Origin of the sequence: Pseudomonas morbosilactucae, assembly GCF_023241715.1 — a bacterium.
Classification (GTDB): domain Bacteria; phylum Pseudomonadota; class Gammaproteobacteria; order Pseudomonadales; family Pseudomonadaceae; genus Aquipseudomonas; species Aquipseudomonas morbosilactucae.
On record NZ_JALQCW010000145.1, the window covers coordinates 1 to 1,030 of the forward strand.

At 54.9% G+C, this 1,030-nt stretch carries 1 protein-coding gene; it reads right to left on the minus strand.

Annotation, left to right across the window (positions count from 1 at the left end):
* Nucleotides 1–1,030, minus strand: a 1,030-nt coding sequence (locus M1B34_RS33530; RefSeq protein WP_268267417.1) for a condensation domain-containing protein, incomplete at both ends; no start/stop codon positions are given.

The window sequence follows — 1,030 nt, forward strand, 5'->3', positions numbered from 1 at the left end:
AATGCGCAAGACGATTCGCTCGGGCGTTGAGTTGTGCGTAACTCAAGGTCTGACCCGCATAAACCAAAGCCACCGCCTCTGGTCGTTGCCGTACTTGCTCCTCGATTAACTGGTGGACACACAGATCGAGCGGATAATCAGCGTCGTTCTTGTTCCACTCTTGGGTAATTTGTCGATATTCCTCAGGCTCCAGCAATGCCAGTTCACTGATGAACTGCCCTGGCTGGGCAACAATAGCTCTGAGCAATGTCTGCCAGTGACGCCCCAGGCCTTCCACTGTGCCGGAATCAAAGATGTCCGTCGCATAACTCAACGACGCCCACAAACCGTCTTGCGCCTCAAACGTATTGAGGACCAGGTCGAAATGAGTCGTCTGAGTCTCCCAGTTCAAAGGTTCAATACTTAGGCTTTGATTAGCCGCTGGGCGTGTCGCGGAGCGGACCGCTGTTTGATGGTTGAACATCACCTGAAACAGCGGGCTATGACTCAAACTGCGCTCGGGTTGCAAAGCTTCCACTAGTTGTTCAAAAGGCAGGTCTTGATGTTCCTGTGCGCCCAGCGCCGCGTCCTTGACTTGTTGCATCAGGGCGGTAAAAGGCATGCTTCCATCAACCTGTGCCCGCAGAACCTGAGTGTTGACGAAGAAGCCAATCAACCGCTCGGTTTCAACTCGGTTACGGTTCGCAATCGGAACCCCGACACGAATATCACTTTGCCCACTGTAGCGACTCAATAACGTCTGAAACGACGCCAGCAGCAACATGAAAAGGGTCACCCCTTGCGCTTGTGCCAACTGCCTCAACCCCGACGCCAGTTCATCATCCAGCGCCAGGTCCAGTCGAGCACCCTGATGGCTTTGAATCGCCGGCCTTGGCCGATCCAATGGCAACTCCAGAACCGGTTGCTCATCACCTAACTGCTGCCGCCAGTAACCTAGCTGACGCTCCTGCTCGCCTGCCTCCATCCAATGCCGTTGCCAGATTGCATAGTCGGCGTACTGGATCGGCAACTCCGCCAGCACAACCTCATG